A 13,935-nucleotide genomic window follows, 5' to 3' on the forward strand; every position below is an offset into this window, starting at 1 on the left:
GGTTCCCGAATGCGCCCTGCGGACACGCGGCGCTGCTGCTAGCATTGCTTTGCAGCATTTGCAATCCACCCGCCACAGGACGCCACGACGTTGAATTCGATCCAGCCCAGCGCGCATCTGGCGCAGGTGCGCTATGAAATCCGCGGCGCGTTGACCCGCCGCTCGCGCGAGCTCGAGGCCGCCGGTCGCGAGATCATCAAGCTCAACATCGGCAATCCCGGCCGCTACGGCTTTGCTACGCCGGCGCACCTGCGCGAGGCGATCGCCGCCCACCTGGCCGACAGCGAACCCTACGGCCACGAGCAGGGGCTGGAAAGCGCGCGCGAGGCGATCGTCGCCCAGCAGCGCGCACGCGGCGCGCGCCACCTCGACGTCGAACACGTCTTCATCGGCAATGGCGTCAGCGAACTGATCGACCTCAGCCTGCGCGCGCTGCTGCAGCCGGGCGACGAGGTGCTGCTGCCGAGCCCGGACTACCCGCTGTGGAGCGCGGCGACCATTCTCAACAGCGGCGTGCCGCGCTATTACCGCTGTCTGGCCGAGAACGCGCACCTGCCCGATCCGGACGAGGTCGAATCGCTGATCGGCCCGCGCACGCGCGCGCTGGTGCTGATCAACCCGAACAACCCGACCGGCGCGGTGTATCCGCGCGCGCTGCTGGAGCGGCTGGTCGCGATCGCCGCGCGGCATCGCCTGCTGCTCTTGGCCGACGAAATCTACGACGACATCCTCTACGACGGCGCCGTGTTCCAGCCGCTCGCCGAAGTGGCCGGCGAGGTGCCGGCGCTGTGCTTCGGCGGCTTGTCCAAGGTCTATCGCGCCTGCGGCTACCGGGTCGGCTGGATGAGCCTGTCCGGCGATCCGGCGCGCAGCCGCGAATACCGCGACGCGCTGCAGCTGCTCGCCGCGCTGCGGCTGTGCCCCAACGTCACCGCGCAATGGGCGGTGCGTCCGGCGCTGGAAGGGGCGCCGACCATCCGCGAACTGACCGCGCCCGGCGGGCGTCTGCATGCAGCGCGGCAGGCGGTGATCGAAGGCGTGGCCGCCAGCGACTTCCTCGCCCTGGTGCCGCCGGCCGGCGCGTTGTATGCCTTCCCGCAGGTGCGCGCCGATCGTCTCGCAGCGTTCGACGACGAAGCCTTCGCGCTGCGCCTGCTGGAAGAAGAAAACGTGCTGGTGGTGCCCGGCACCAGCTTCAACGTGCCGGCCAGCCGGCATCTGCGCCTGACCCTGCTGCCCACGCCCGCGCAACTGGCCGAAGTCTTCGTGCGCATGGAGCGCGTGCTCGCGCGCATGGCCGAGGAGCCGGTGCGGCGGGTCGCCATCGGCTGAGATGGCGGCGTTACTGCGCCATCTGGCGCTCGGCGATTCCTACACCATCGGCGAAGGTGTGATGGACGCCGCGCGCTGGCCGGTGCAGCTCGCCGCGTGGCTGCGCAGGGAAGGTCGCGCGCTCGATCCGCCCTCCATCCTCGCCGCCACCGGCTGGACCACCGACGAGCTCGCCGCGGCGATGACGCGTACATCCCTCGCGCCGCCCTACGACCTGGTCAGTCTGCTGATCGGTGTCAACGACCAGTACCGCGGCCGCGACGCGGAGAGTTTTCGTGCCGGTTTCGCCGCGCTGCTCGATCGCGCCATCGCGCTTGCCGGCGGCCGCGCGCAGCGCACGCTCGTGGTGTCGATTCCCGACTGGGGTGTCACCCGCTTCGGCCGCCAAAGCGGGCGCGACGTGGCGAAGATCGCCGCAGAGATCGACGCGTTCAACGCCATCGCGGCCGCGGAAGCCTTGCGCCGCGGCTGCCGCTTCGTCGACGTCACCGCGATCTCGCGCGCGCAGCCCGATGCGACCGTCGCCGATGGCCTGCATCCGGATGCCGGGCAATATGCGGCGTGGGTGGCGGCGATCCTGCCGGCATCGCGGGCGGCCCTGGCCTCGGCCTAGAAGGGCATTTTCCCGGTCGATGGCGGTGTGCCAGGGTCACTGCCACTCCGGTGGCGTATGGCAGGCGGTCAAGGGAGGTCTGTCGGCGTGCGGCGCCGTGTCGTTTGTCGCAGGCGCGTGACGCAGCGGCTGTCCTCCGTGACCTTAATGGGTCGACGGCGCTGGCCTGTGGGCGAGAAGCAACCGGCCTTACGCCGCCGAGGATGACCCATCATCTATCGATGATTTGCGCGGGTGAGCGCACGAAGGCGACCGGCTCGGGCAGCAGCAGGGTGCGCGTTGGGAACGCAAACTCGATGTGCCGCTCGGCGAACGCTTCCATCATCGCCAGATTGATCGCCTGCTGGGCGTCCATGTAGCGGTTGAAGTCGGGGTTGGTGACGAAATAGACGACCTCGAAATCGAGCGAACTTTCCCCGAACCCCTTGAAGTGCACGCGGTCCAGCCGGACGTCCGGAGTCGCCTCGGCAATCCTGCGCACCATCCCGGGAATCTGGCGCATGGCCTCGGGGTCCGTATCGTAGGTCACGCCAAAGCCGAAGACGATGCGCCGTTCGCGCATGCGGGCATAGTTGTGCAGCGTGTGGCTCAGCAGCTCGGCATTGCCGATGACAATCTCCTCCCCGCTGATCGCTTTGATGCGGGTGGTCTTGACGCCCACATGCACAATGGTGCCCGCGACATCGCCAAAGGTGATGAACTGGCCGATCTCGAACGGTTTGTCGAGCCCAATGGACATGGATGCGAACAGGTCGCCCAGGATGTTTTGCAGCGCCAATGCGACGGCCACGCCACCCACACCCAGGCTGGCCACGAAGGCGGTGATGTTGACGCCGGCCACGCTCAGGGCCGCCAGCAGCAGCGTGGCCCACACCGCGATGCGCGCAAACCAGCTCATCATCGCCAGGATGACGGGATTGTGCGCATGTGCCCCGTCGCCTGACAGCGTCTGGGTGGTCCACGCGCGCACCAGGCTGTTGGCCCACAAGCCGACCTGCACGGCAACGGCGATGGTGCCGACCAAGCCGATGTACCGGTTAGCCCGGTCGGACAAGCCGAGCGCTTGCGCACCCAGCGCCAGGAATGTGACGAAGACCAACCACCACAGCGTTTGGCGTGCCGCCGCGCCTAACGCGCGGGCCACCACCAGATGCCTTTTTTCCAGCGCTCGGCCGACCAAGCGCAGCGCGGTGAGGGTGACAAGGGTGCCGACGACGGCGGTGGTCGCGCCAATCATCCAGCGCCAAGCGGGAATACCCAAGAACGTGACGTGGAGGGCCCACTGGTGAAACGACTCAAACATCGAGGCTCCTGATTGCACCCGAGAGGCACTCGTCAAGGGAGCAGCAGATTATCGCGCAGCGGGTGTGGACATCATGTCGGCGCGCGTGCCGCCCAGCGCTGGCGCACCGACCGCTTCCCGCTTACAGTCGATAAAGCAAGGGGAGCACATGAACGCACGCATTCGGCAAGGCCTGGAACACCTCCGAGAGTCATTTTGGCTGATGCCCGCCGTGATGGTCTTGCTGGGCATTGGCTTGGCGTTGGGCTTGCTGGCGGTGGACCGCCATGGTTGGGTGCCGGTGTCGGTGGGCGCGTCGTCGTGGCTGTACAACGGCGGAGGCACCGGCGCGCGCACCTTGCTGGGGGCCATCGCCTCCTCGACCATTGGTGTGGCCGGCACGGTGTTTTCCATCACGATCGCCGCCCTTTCCCTGGCGGCAGGCCAGATGGGGCCGCGCTTGCTGCGCAACTTCACCCGGGACCGCGGCAACCAGTTCACCCTCGGCGCATTCCTGGGAACGTTCTCGTATGCGCTGATGGTGCTGCGCAGCGTGCGCACCCAGCAAGAAGGGGCATTCACGCCGCATGTGGCGCTGTCGTTCGGCATGCTGCTGGCCTTTGGATGCGTGGCCACGCTGGTCTATTTCGTCGGGCACATGGCTTCTCGCATCAACGTCGATACGGTCATCGATCTGGTCAGTGCCGATGTTGCCGAGGCATTCGAGGCGTGGGTCGTCGACGAGGCTGCGGCAGCACCTGCCGAGCACCGAACGTGGAGTGAGGCCACGGCCGTGGTCGACAGCCGCAGCGGCTATCTGCAGCAGCTGGACGCTTCGCGCCTGGCGGACTGGGCGGCCGAGCACGGCACCGCATTGCGGTTGCTCGTGCGCCGGGGCGACTACATCGCCCCCGGTGCGCCGATAGCGCTGATCTCCGTATCGGTGGAGGGTGCGGCCGAAGCCATCGCGCGGGCTACGGCGCTGGGCGCGTCCCGCGGTAGCTGGGGTGACGCCGAGCAAACCGTGCGCCAGCTGGTGGAAGTGGCCGTCCGCGCCTTGTCGCCGGGTATCAACGATCCGTACACCGCGATGAGCGTGCTCGATCGGTTAGGGGCGGCGTTGTGCGGCTTGGCCAATAAGCATCTGCCGAGCGGGGTGCATTGCCGGGAGGGTCGCATGGTCTTGTGCGTGCCGGTGGTCACCTACCAAAGCCTGTGCGCGGTGATGTTTCACATGATTCGGCAGCACGCGCAAGGCAACGCGGCGCTGTTGATCAAGCTGGTCGATGTGCTGACGGTGGTGCTTTCGGCCGAGCCAGACGCCGCCCGTCAAGCGGTCATCGCTGACCAGCTCGCGCAGGTAGAAGCCGACGCCGCGAGGAGCCTTGCCAACGAGCACGACGCGGCCGAAGTACGCCGACGCGTTCGACGTTTCCATGCCGTGTGGGCCGCCCACGGGCACCCACAGGCCACAGCCCAAGCGCTGTTGGGAGCGCACGATCATGCTTGATATCGCGGCTATCTGCCTGGTGATCACGGCCCTTCTTGCTTATGTCAACCACCGGGTTCTGCGCTGGCCGGCCACCATCGGCGTGATGGCCATCGCGCTGCTCATCTCCTTGGGCATCGTCGGCTTGCACGCATTGGGCGTGGATTACGGTCTCAAGGCCTACGAGGCGTCCCTGCTGAAATCGCTCGATTTTTCCGAAGTGCTGATGCAGGGGATGCTGTCGTTCCTGCTGTTTGCCGGCGCGCTGCATGTGGATCTCGGCGCACTCAAACGTTACCGCGGACAAATCGCGCTACTGGCGGTGGTTGCGACCTGCACCTCGACGGCGCTGGTCGGGTTGGCCATGTGGGTGCTTCTCCCGATGCTGGGCCTGCCGGTACGGCTCATCGACTGCTTGTTGTTTGGGGCGCTCATTTCGCCGACCGATCCGATCTCGGTGATGGGCATTCTCAAGTCGATCGGAGCGCCCAAGTCCTTGGAACTGGTCATCGCCGGTGAATCGCTCTTCAACGATGGCGTTGGGGTGGTGCTGTTCTCGTTGCTGCTGGGCGCGGCCACCAGCGGCGCCGCACCGACCCCAGGGGAGGCCGGTTGGCTGTTGTTGCAAGAGGCCGGAGGCGGCTTGGTGTTCGGGGCCGTGCTCGGATGGGCCACTTTCGCGCTGATCAAGAGCATCGATCAATACCAAGTCGAAGTCCTGTTGACGCTTGCAGCCGTCATGGGCGGGTATGCCTTGGCAATGCACCTGCATGTATCCGGACCGCTGGCGATGGTCGTCACCGGTCTTATTGTGGGCAACAGCGGGCGGGCTCGGGCCATGTCCGATACCACGCGCCGCTATGTCGACATGTTCTGGGAGTTGCTCGATGAAATCCTCAATGCCGTGTTGTTCGTTCTCATCGGTATGGAGGTCATTGTCATCGCGTGGTCGCCATCGCTGCTGGCGGCCATTGTGGCGGCCATCGGCGTAACGCTGCTGGCGCGCCTGATCACCGTGGGTCTACCGGTGGGCGCCTTGTCCCGGCTGTTCCGACTGCCCCAAGGCTCGTGGCGCGTGCTGACCTGGGGCGGTCTGCGGGGCGGTATTTCCGTGGCCTTGGCTTTCTCGCTGACGCAAGGGGACGGCCGTGACATCGTGCTCGGATTGACCTACGGCGTGGTGGTGTTTTCGGTCCTGATCCAAGGCCTCACGGTCGGCCGGGTAGCGCGCCGAGTGTGTGCATCTTCCCCATGAGCGCTGGGTGCGCAGACGACATCCTTGCGTCCAATGCGGAAAGAGCGTTGCCAGCCTCCGCATTGCGCAGCGCGTGGCTTGTTGCACAACGGTTCCGTGTCTGCCGGATTCAAAGCGGGTTGGGCTGGACGGCATCGCACAAAAAAGCCCGCTAGATGCGGGCTTGAGCGGTATTTTATGGACTTTGCCGGATGCCGGCGGACTATCTTGTGGTGGGCCCACCAGGATTCGAACCTGGAACCAAGGGATTATGAGTCCCCTGCTCTGACCGTTGAGCTATAGGCCCGGCGATGCGATGGCCGATGATGTTAGCGGGGTGCGCGTGCAGCGTCGAGGACGCCACAAAGTCCAAGCCCCGCGGGAGCGGGGCTTGGGAAGTGCCGTTTCGATGGGTCTTCAGTCGAAATCGAGGAAGGAACGCAGCTGCTCGCTGCGTGAGGGGTGGCGCAGTTTGCGCAAGGCCTTGGCCTCGATCTGGCGGATGCGTTCGCGGGTGACGTCGAACTGCTTGCCGACTTCCTCCAGCGTGTGGTCGGTGTTCATGTCGATGCCGAAGCGCATGCGCAGCACCTTGGCCTCGCGCGGGGTGAGGCCGGCGAGCACTTCGCGCACGGTCTCGGTGAGGCCGGTCTCGGTGGCCGAGTCGATCGGCGAAGAGACGTTGGTGTCCTCGATGAAATCGCCCAGGTGCGAATCCTCGTCGTCGCCGATCGGGGTTTCCATCGAGATCGGTTCCTTGGCGATCTTGAGCACCTTGCGGATCTTGTCCTCGGGCATGTCCATCTCCTTGGCCAGCTCCTCCGGCGTCGGCTCGCGGCCGAACTGCTGGAGCATCTGGCGGGAGATGCGGTTCAGCTTGTTGATCGTCTCGATCATGTGCACGGGGATGCGGATGGTGCGCGCCTGATCGGCGATCGAGCGCGTGATCGCCTGGCGGATCCACCACGTGGCATAGGTCGAGAACTTGTAGCCGCGGCGGTATTCGAACTTGTCCACCGCCTTCATCAGGCCGATGTTGCCTTCCTGGATCAGGTCGAGGAACTGCAGGCCGCGGTTGGTGTACTTCTTGGCGATGGAGATCACCAGGCGCAGGTTGGCCTCGACCATCTCCTTCTTGGCGCGCCGGGCCTTGGCCTCGCCCACGCTCATCGAGCGGTTGATTTCCTTGATGTCGGTGAGCGGCAGGAACAGCTTCTTCTCGATCTCGGCCAGCTTGCGCTGCTCGGCGTCGATCGCCTCGCGATAGAGCTTGATGTTGGGCGACCACTTCTGCCGCTTGCGCGAAAGCTCGGCGGCCCATTCGAGGTTGCCCTCGTTGCTGGGGAAGGTCTTCAGGAACTCGGCCTTGGGCATCTTCACCTGCTTGACGAAGATGTCCATCAGCACGCGCTCGTGATGGCGGATCTCGTTGACCACCTCGCGCAGCTTCTTGACGAAGCCGTCGATCAGCGCGCTCGGCAGCTTGAGCTTGAGGAATTCCTCGGCCATCTGCTCGCGCAGCTTGATGACCTTCTTGTCGTTGATGTCGGTGGCCTTGGCTGCGGCCTTCTGGAACTTGGCGTAGTAGTCGCGCAAGAGCTCCATGCGGCGCTTGACCTCGGCCGGATCGGGGCCGGTAGGGCCGGCTTCCTCGTCCTCGGCGGCGACGCCTTCCTCTTCATCGTCCTCGTCGTCGGCTTCCGCGTCGGCCAGCTCGGCTTCGGCCAGGGCAGCGTCCGCGGCCTGTTCCAGGTCGGCGAAGCCGGCGAGGATTTCCGACAGCCGGCGCTTGCCGTCCAGGTGCTGGTCGTATTCCTCGAGCAGCAATTCGATGGTGAGCGGGAAGCTGGCCAGCGCCTGCTGGACCTGCGAGAGGCCTTCCTCGATGCGCTTGGCGATGGCGATCTCGCCCTCGCGGGTGAGCAGCTCCACGGTGCCCATCTCGCGCATGTACATGCGCACCGGGTCGGTGGTGCGGCCGACTTCCGAGTCGACTGCCGAAAGCAGCGCCACGGCTTCCTCGGCGGCGGTCTCGTCGTCGGTGGCGGGGCCGGCCGGATCGGCCAGCGGATCGGCATCCGGCGCGGCGTCGTGCACGTCGATGCCGACGCCCTTGAGCACCGCCATGATGTCTTCGATCTGCTCCGGATCGACGATGTCGTCGGGCAGGTGGTCATTGATCTCGGCGTAGGTGAGGTAGCCCTGCTCCAGACCCTTGGAGATCAGCGCCTTGATTTCGGATTGTTGCTCAGGAGCTTTGCTGTTCATACCTACTGCCGCGGGTGACCGGAACCGTTCAATATAACCCAAAATGCTGCTTTTTTGACCAGTTTCAACCCTTGGGATGGATCGCCTGTGGCAGCGTCGAGCGCTTCGTCAGTGCGTTTCCAGCCAGAAGGTGACCGGGCCGTCATTGATCAGGTGCACCTGCATATGGGCGCCGAAGCGGCCGGTTTCCACCGGTGCGTGGGTGGCACGGGCGAGCTCGGCCAGGCGCTCGAACCAGTGCCGGCCGTGCTCGGGCGGCGCGGCACTGGTGAAACTCGGGCGCAGGCCGCTGCGGGTGTCGGCGGCCAGGGTGAACTGGCTGACCAGCAAGAGGCCGCCGCCGATGTCAGTGAGGGAGCGGTTCATGCGGCCCGTCTCGTCGGCGAATACGCGATAGCCGAGCAGGCGTTCGAGCATCCGCCGGGTCTGGCGCTCACCGTCGTCCGGCTGCACCGCCACCAGGGCGAGCAGGCCCAGGCCGATGCGGCCGACCACTTCGCCCGCGACCTCGACGTGGGCCTGGGTGACGCGCTGGATCAGGGCGATCATGCAAGCGTTGTCCGTGGGTGTCTGGACGCGCAAGCATAAAGCGACGAGTCGCAAGCCATCGCCGCAAACGCCCTACACTGGCGCGATGCGTCCGGATATCTATCTCGTCTATCTGCTGCTGCGCCTGTTCGGCCTGCTGCCGCTGCGCGTGCTGCATGCGCTCGGCGCCGGGCTCGGCCGATGTTTGCTGCTGCTGCGCGGGCGCAGTGCCCGCATCGTCTCGATCAACCTGCGCATCGCCCGGCCCGGGCTCGACGAGGCTGCCCATCGGGCGCTGCTGCGCGAGGCGATGGCCGAGAGCGGCAAGATGCTGGTCGAGACGGTCAAGATCTGGGGCGGCGGCGCGCAGCGGGCGCTCGGCCTGGTGCGCGAGGTGCGCGGCGGCGAGTTGTTCGACGCGGCGCTGGCCGCGGGCAAGGGCGTGATCATCGCCGCGCCGCATCTGGGCTGCTGGGAGTTGCTCAACTACTGGCTGTGCAGCCGCACGCCGATGGCGATCCTGTACCGTCCGCCGCGACTGGCCGCGACCGAGCAGCTGCTGCGCAAGGTGCGCGGCGCCCTGGCGCCCGAGCAGGTGCGCGCCGAGGGTGCCGGCGTACGCACGCTGTACAAGCGTCTGGCCGCCGGCGGCACGGTCGGCATCCTGCCCGATCAGAAGCCGCGCGCCGGCGAGGGCCAGATCGCCCCGTTCTTCGGCCGTCCCGCATTGACCATGGTGCTGCTGCCGCGGCTGGCCGCGCGCACCGGTGCCACCGTGCTCTATGCGTTTGCCGAGCGCCTGCCGCGTGGCGCGGGCTTCCGCATCCATATCCTGCCGGCGCCGGAGGGCCTGGCCGATGCCGATCTCGCCCGTGCCTGTGCCGCGCTCAACCGCGGCGTGGAGGCCTGTGTGGAGCGCGCCTTCCCGCAATACCAATGGCGCTACCGGCGCTGGTCGGCGCATGGCTTGCCCAACCCCTACAAGCAGGCGAGATGACCCGCGGCCACCGCCGCGTCGTATGAAAACCGTTTTCCGTGCCCTGGCTGCGCCGCAAGGCCGGCAAGGCGGGTGACTGGCTGCAAGGCTGCGGCGATTTCCATTGCAGGCGCGGCCTTTCAGCCGTCCGGTTTTTTCTCCAGCCGGCGCAGGAACACGGCCATTTCCTTTTCCGCCTGGCGGTCGCCGCGGGCCCGGGCGGCGGCGATGCCCTCGCGCCAGGCGCGGGCGGCGCCTTCGTCGTCGCCGACGGCCAGCTGCGCCTTGCCGAGCATCTTCCAGGCGGCCGAGTAGGCCGGATCGAATGTCACCGCCTGCGCGAGCTCGGCGACTGCGGCCGGCGCCTGGCCGTCGTCCAGCAGTGCGCAACCCAAGGCGAAGCGCAACATGGCGCCGTCGCGCGGACCACCGCACTGCGCGCGCAGGTGGGCGATGCGCTCGTTCATGGCCGGGATGCGCGCATCATGCGCAGCCGCTCGCCGGCACGCGGATAGACCCGCGGCGGCTGGGGCGGATCGTCCGGCGTGCGGCCGGCGCGCAGGTCGGCCAGGGTCGGTGCCGGCCAGATCACCAGCCAGACCGAGCGGAACGGCTGCACCAGCAGCGCATGGCGCATGGCCTGGGCATCGGGATGACTGAGGCGCGTCACCACCAGGCCGTCCGGATGCAGGCGGGCGAAGTTCTGCAGGGAGTCGTCGTACTGCAGCCGTACCAGCGGACGGGTCAGCCGGCCGAGGAAATGGAACTGGCCGTCATAGCCGCCGATGATGCCGAGCGGCCGTCCCTGCGCCTCGGCCGCGCCGAGCAGGCGCGCCGCCGGGCGCAGGTCGTAGTTGGGCCACACGGCCAGCGTGAACAGCGTATTGACCGTCAACGCGCCGATGAGGCCGGCCAAGGCCAGCCGGCGCAGTTCGCCGCGGCGGCGCTGGAGCAGCAGCAGACCGAGCAGCAGAAAGACCACGCTGAAGGGCCGGCTGTACTGCGAAAGCGCGAGCAGCCAGTCGTCCGTGAGGCGGCCAGTGGAGACCAGCGTCGGCAGGAAAAACGCGCCGAGCGCCGCCGCGATGCCGGCCAGGCCCAGCGGCCAGGTTCCGAGCCAGGGCGTGACGGCCAGGGCGCGCCGCCGTTCGCGCAGGCGGGCGACCGCCGCGGCGATGAGCATCACCGCGCCGCCGCATTCGGGCAGCAGGTAATAGGCCTGCTTGCCGCTGATCAGCGAGAACACCGCCAGCACCGGCAACAGCCAAAGGAGCAGAAAGCGCACACCCGGCTCGAGCGGTCGGCGCAGACGGGCCAGCGCGGCGTAGGCCCGCGGCCAGGCGCTGAAGGGAAACAGCAGCACGGGCAGGGCGAGCAGGTACCACCAGAAGGGCTGGTTGTGATTCTGCAGCTCGTCCGGCGAGGCCACCCCGTCCACCACGCGGCCGGCGGTCTGCAGGAAGAACAAGCGGTGCCGGTAGGCCTCGCCGCCCGCCAGCCCGGCCGGCAGCGCCCAGGCGAGCAGGATCGCCACCCCGAGCAGCAGCGCGAGCGCGCCGCGGCCGTACCAGCGCGCCCGCTGCGTGCGGGCGGCCTCGTTCCACCAGGGCCCGAGCAGCCACGGGAAGAGGACGTGCAGCAGCATCACCGGGCCCTTGGTCAATAAGCCGGCGCCGACCAGGACGCCGAACAGCCACCAGCGCGGCTCGCGCCGCCGCGGCGAGGGCACCAGGCACAGCAGGGCGGCCAGCACGCAGACCGTGAGCAGCACCTCGTACATGATCTGCAGGCCGAACAGGAAGGCGTAGCCGAGCGCCATCAGCATCCACGGCGTCGAGCGCGCCACCCAGGGCCGATCCGGGAACAGCCGGCCCGCCAGCGTGGTCGCCAGCACCAGCTGCGCCGCGCCGAACAGCACTTCCAGCACCCGCGGCCAGACGTCGTTCACGCCGAACACGAACCAGCCGGCATGGATCAGCCAGAACAGCAGCGGCACCTTCTCGCTGTAGGGCTCGCCGTTGATGTGGGGGACCAGCCAGTGGTGCTGCTGCCACATCTCCCAGGCGACACTCAAGGTGCGCGTGGAAAAGAGCGGCATCGGCCCATGCGAGAAGATCGCCAGCAAGGCCGCGACCAGCCACAGCGGCAGCCACGGCCACAGGGCGCGCAGGTGTTCTAGACGGGCGGAAGAGGCCACGAGGCGTGCTTTGGGAAGACGGGAACGCGCAGTTTAACCCGCGGCCCGGCATCAACCCTGGAACAGGGCGCGGCTGTCGCGCCAGGCCTTCCAGCGCCGGCGCAGATTGAGCGGCTTGCGCTCGAGCGGGCCGTAGCCGCCGGCGAGCAGGCGTTCGGTCGCGTCCAGCACGCGTTCGCTGGAGCGGCCGTCGCGATAGGGGTGGATGGCCTCGGCATGCGCGCGCAGCGCGGCCATGAGTTCGGGCGGGCGGGCCAGCGCGCGATCGATCGCGGCATCGATGTCGGCCGGGTCCTGGACGTCGAGCATGAACGGTTTGGGCCGGCGGTTGCACAGCGTCACCACCGGCTTGAGTTGCACGGCGAATTCATGCAGCACCGAGGAGGTGTCGCTGACCAGCACGTCGGCCGCACGCTGCATGTCCATCAGCCGGTCCGACTCGTAAAACGCGGCGTGCGGCCCGACCAGCGCACGGTAGCTTGCGAACAGGGCGGGCTCGCATTTGGGATGCAGGGTCAGCAGCCAGTAGCGGTCGCCGCGTGCGACGAGCTCGCGCAAGGTATCGTACATGCGGTAGGCGGAGGTGATCTTGCGGCTGAAGGTGGGCGCATACATCACCACCGGGCGGCCGTCGCCCGACCGCAGCGCCGCCGCCCGCGCGCCGTCCTCGCTGAACAGCGGGTCGAGCTTGGGCCAGCCGGTCTCGGCCACGGCGAAATAGCGGCAGCGGCGCGCCAGCGCCTGGAACGGCGCGGTGGTCGCCGGTCCCTGCGTGCAGTAGAGATCGAAAAAACCGCGCAGGGCGAAATGGCCGCGCTCGGGCTCGCGTTTTTCCGCATTGAAGCCGTGGAACACCTGCACCTTGGCGCCCGGGATGCCGGGCGGCACCCAGTTGGCCGCCGAGAACACCGCCTGCGGAGCGAATGCCCTGACTGCACGGCGCGAGACGAGCCTCGTCTCGTCGGCCGCCAGGTAGCGCGCGAGGGCAGCCGGCACCACCCAGGCCACGCGCTGGCCGCGCCGCTGCGCCGCCGCCGCCAGCGGACGCAGGATCGGCAGCGCATAAAGCTCGGTGGCGAACAGCAGGCAGGCGTCCATCGGAGGTTCCATCAAGGCGCGGCGCAAACGGGCATTATGTTCCAGCCGCGCCCGTGCGGCGCCCGAACCTGATCGAGCCGCTTCGCGCATGTCCCGCCCCCCGCTTTCCGCCTGCATCATCGCCTTCAACGAGGCCGACCGCATCGACGATTGCCTCGCCTCGCTCGCCTTCTGCGACGAGATCGTGGTGGTCGATTCCGGTTCCACCGACGACACCCGCGAGCGGGCCGCGGCGCATGGCGCGCGGGTGATCCAGCGGCCGTTCGCGGGCTACCGCAGCCAGAAGGCCTTCGCGGTGGCACAGGCCCGCCACGACTGGGTGCTGTGCCTGGATGCCGACGAGCGGGTGAGCGCACGCCTGCGCACCAGCATCGAGGCCGCGCAGGCGGCGGGTTTCGAGGGCGCCGCCGGCTACCGCTGCAATCGCTTGAGCGAATACTTCGGCGCGTATCTGCGCCACGGCAATGCCTATCCCGATCGCGTGCTGCGCCTGTTCGACCGTCGCCGCGGCGGCTGGCGCGGCGAGCGCGAGATCCATGAAGCCGTCAGCGTCGACGGGCCGGTGAGGACGCTCGCCGGCGACCTCGAGCACCATCCCTACCGCTCGCTCTCCGAGCAGATCGCCAAGCAGGAGCGCTACGCGCAGATGATGGCCGAGCACCTTCACGCGCGGGGTGAGCGCGCCACGCTGGGGCGGATCCTGCTCAATCCCTGGTGGCGTTTCGTGCGCGGCTACCTGCTGCGCGGCGGCTTCCTGGACGGCTGGCGCGGCCTGGTCTATGCACTGGTACGGGTCGAATACGTGCGCCGCAAGTTCCTGAAGCTGTGGCTGCTCGAGCGCGGTTACCGGCCCTGACCCGGCATGCCGGTGGGCGGATTTTCAGCCGGCCTCGTCCATGATCCGCACTCGCGGCCGGC

The 13,935-nt window shown here is 67.8% G+C and carries 12 protein-coding genes and 1 tRNA gene; 6 read left to right on the plus strand and 7 right to left on the minus strand.

Going from position 1 to position 13,935, the window contains the following annotated elements:
- The first annotated feature begins 90 nt into the window (after positions 1 to 90).
- Together ALSL_RS00715 and ALSL_RS00720 are read left to right on the plus strand one after the other, a co-directional pair.
- Positions 91 to 1,332 carry an aminotransferase class I/II-fold pyridoxal phosphate-dependent enzyme gene (locus tag ALSL_RS00715; protein WP_126535719.1) on the plus strand — a complete coding sequence of 414 codons (1,242 nt, stop codon included), beginning with the start codon at positions 91 to 93 and terminating at the stop codon, positions 1,330 to 1,332.
- A gap of 1 nt (position 1,333) precedes the next feature.
- Positions 1,334 to 1,945, plus strand: a complete 612-nt coding sequence (locus ALSL_RS00720; RefSeq protein ID WP_126535721.1) for an SGNH/GDSL hydrolase family protein — start codon at positions 1,334 to 1,336, stop codon at positions 1,943 to 1,945.
- Positions 1,946 to 2,156: 211 nt separating this feature from the next.
- On the opposite strand, the gene ALSL_RS00725 is transcribed toward ALSL_RS00720, so the two are convergent.
- On the minus strand, positions 2,157 to 3,248 hold the full coding sequence (locus tag ALSL_RS00725; RefSeq protein ID WP_198410662.1) for a mechanosensitive ion channel family protein: 1,092 nt from the start codon (positions 3,246 to 3,248) through the stop codon (positions 2,157 to 2,159).
- Between the two features lie 148 nt (positions 3,249 to 3,396).
- On the opposite strand from ALSL_RS00725, the gene ALSL_RS00730 reads away from it, so the two are divergent.
- Both ALSL_RS00730 and ALSL_RS00735 read left to right on the plus strand, forming a co-directional pair.
- Complete coding sequence (locus ALSL_RS00730; protein WP_126535723.1) at positions 3,397 to 4,737, plus strand: DUF2254 domain-containing protein; 1,341 nt, start codon at positions 3,397 to 3,399, stop codon at positions 4,735 to 4,737.
- Positions 4,730 to 5,971, plus strand: coding sequence for a cation:proton antiporter (locus ALSL_RS00735; protein WP_126535725.1), 1,242 nt, complete (start codon positions 4,730 to 4,732; stop codon positions 5,969 to 5,971). The genes ALSL_RS00730 and ALSL_RS00735 overlap by 8 nt, the downstream gene beginning before the upstream one ends.
- Before the next feature lie 210 nt (positions 5,972 to 6,181).
- On the opposite strand, the gene ALSL_RS00740 is transcribed toward ALSL_RS00735, so the two are convergent.
- From ALSL_RS00740 to dtd, 3 genes are all read right to left on the minus strand, one after another.
- Positions 6,182 to 6,257 (minus strand) — tRNA-Ile (locus ALSL_RS00740).
- A gap of 110 nt (positions 6,258 to 6,367) precedes the next feature.
- Entirely contained in the window at positions 6,368 to 8,218 is a 1,851-nt protein-coding gene (gene rpoD / locus ALSL_RS00745) for an RNA polymerase sigma factor RpoD (protein WP_126535727.1), read from the minus strand.
- A gap of 108 nt (positions 8,219 to 8,326) precedes the next feature.
- Positions 8,327 to 8,767 carry a D-aminoacyl-tRNA deacylase gene (gene dtd, locus ALSL_RS00750; RefSeq protein WP_126535729.1) on the minus strand — a complete coding sequence of 147 codons (441 nt, stop codon included), beginning with the start codon at positions 8,765 to 8,767 and terminating at the stop codon, positions 8,327 to 8,329.
- An 85-nt stretch (positions 8,768 to 8,852) separates the two neighbouring features.
- Between dtd and ALSL_RS00755 the strand changes: the two genes are divergently transcribed.
- Positions 8,853 to 9,743, plus strand: a complete 891-nt coding sequence (locus tag ALSL_RS00755; protein WP_126535731.1) for an LpxL/LpxP family acyltransferase — start codon at positions 8,853 to 8,855, stop codon at positions 9,741 to 9,743.
- 119 nt (positions 9,744 to 9,862) lie between these two features.
- Here ALSL_RS00755 and ALSL_RS00760 read toward each other — a convergent pair whose 3' ends face one another.
- Genes ALSL_RS00760 through ALSL_RS00770 form a run of 3 tightly spaced genes read right to left on the minus strand, consistent with a single transcriptional unit; the run spans position 9,863 to position 13,017 of the window.
- Positions 9,863 to 10,189, minus strand: coding sequence for a hypothetical protein (locus tag ALSL_RS00760; protein WP_126535733.1), 327 nt, complete (start codon positions 10,187 to 10,189; stop codon positions 9,863 to 9,865).
- Positions 10,186 to 11,919: an ArnT family glycosyltransferase gene (locus ALSL_RS00765; protein WP_174928819.1), complete on the minus strand. Its 1,734-nt coding sequence runs from the start codon at positions 11,917 to 11,919 to the stop codon at positions 10,186 to 10,188. Before ALSL_RS00765 ends, ALSL_RS00760 begins: the two co-directional genes overlap by 4 nt.
- 51 nt (positions 11,920 to 11,970) lie before the next feature.
- The gene (locus ALSL_RS00770; protein ID WP_126535735.1) at positions 11,971 to 13,017 is read right to left on the minus strand and encodes a CDP-glycerol glycerophosphotransferase family protein; all 1,047 of its coding nucleotides are present in this window, start codon (positions 13,015 to 13,017) and stop codon (positions 11,971 to 11,973) included.
- Between the two features lie 88 nt (positions 13,018 to 13,105).
- Between ALSL_RS00770 and ALSL_RS00775 the strand changes: the two genes are divergently transcribed.
- Entirely contained in the window at positions 13,106 to 13,873 is a 768-nt protein-coding gene (locus ALSL_RS00775; RefSeq protein ID WP_126535737.1) for a glycosyltransferase family 2 protein, read from the plus strand.
- Positions 13,874 to 13,935: the final 62 nt, after the last annotated feature.

The sequence above is a fragment of the Aerosticca soli genome, assembly GCF_003967035.1.
GTDB classification, from domain to species: domain Bacteria; phylum Pseudomonadota; class Gammaproteobacteria; order Xanthomonadales; family Rhodanobacteraceae; genus Aerosticca; species Aerosticca soli.